The organism is Methylobacterium sp. DB0501, assembly GCF_011043735.1.
GTDB lineage: Bacteria > Pseudomonadota > Alphaproteobacteria > Rhizobiales > Beijerinckiaceae > Methylobacterium > Methylobacterium alsaeris.
Genome location: NZ_JAAKGV010000088.1, coordinates 1 through 1002, shown reverse-complemented (window position 1 = coordinate 1002; position 1002 = coordinate 1). Strand labels below are relative to the sequence as shown.

At 61.3% G+C, this 1002-nt stretch carries 2 tRNA genes and 2 rRNA genes; all 4 read left to right on the top strand.

Annotated elements, in window-relative coordinates:
* A 16S ribosomal RNA gene (locus tag G4G93_RS35455) occupies window positions 1-282 on the top strand; the annotation flags it as partial.
* A gap of 150 nt (window positions 283-432) precedes the next feature.
* A tRNA-Ile gene (locus G4G93_RS35450) sits at window positions 433-509 on the top strand.
* Between the two features lie 36 nt (window positions 510-545).
* Window positions 546-621: transfer RNA gene (locus G4G93_RS35445), tRNA-Ala, on the top strand.
* A 268-nt stretch (window positions 622-889) separates the two neighbouring features.
* A 23S ribosomal RNA gene (locus G4G93_RS35440) occupies window positions 890-1002 on the top strand; the annotation flags it as partial.

The window sequence follows — 1002 nt, the reverse complement described above, 5'->3', positions numbered from 1 at the left end:
GAAGGGGCGACCTGGAGCGAATCCCCAAAAGCCGTCTCAGTTCGGATTGCACTCTGCAACTCGGGTGCATGAAGGCGGAATCGCTAGTAATCGTGGATCAGCACGCCACGGTGAATACGTTCCCGGGCCTTGTACACACCGCCCGTCACACCATGGGAGTTGGTCTTACCCGACGGCGCTGCGCCAACCGCAAGGGGGCAGGCGACCACGGTAGGGTCAGCGACTGGGGTGAAGTCGTAACAAGGTAGCCGTAGGGGAACCTGCGGCTGGATCACCTCCTTTCTAAGGATGCTGTCTGAYGTGATGCTCGCTTGCGAGCCGCTCRCTCTCACGGCGTCGTTGGATCAAGGGTCCAGTCAGGACCCATTAGGCGGGACGCGCCGTCTTCGTTTCTCTTTCTCATCATCCGGACACGCTGGCGGAGCCAGCGACGGGCCTGTAGCTCAGGTGGTTAGAGCGCACCCCTGATAAGGGTGAGGTCGGACGTTCGAGTCGTCCCAGGCCCACCAGGATCAGGCCGCTTGCCACTTGGCTGCTTCCCACTCGGGGCTGTAGCTCAGTTGGGAGAGCGCGTGCTTTGCAAGCATGAGGTCGTCGGTTCGATCCCGTCCAGCTCCACCACCCTCCCCTGCCGATCTGCAGTGCGGTCGAGGGTCGTCCGGATCAAGGAGCTTCGCACTCACCAACGCTTAGGCGGGTGGGATGCGGATATCTGACATCGTGAAGAGGGAATGTGCCCGGGCTGTTGCGAAAGCGGCCGGCCCGGGTGCGTTCGGCAAGCATAAGGCAGTGGGTCTGAAAGGACCTGCTGCCGGTCTTTATCGTGACCGTGGATGGCGGTGACGACAGCTACGGCTGTCGCTCACCACCGGACACCGATCATGAGAGCGATCAAGTGCCTTAAGAGCATCTGGTGGATGCCTTGGCGCTGAGAGGCGATGAAGGACGTGGTACGCTGCGATAAGCCTTGGGGAGCTGCGAACGAGCTTTGATCCGAGGATC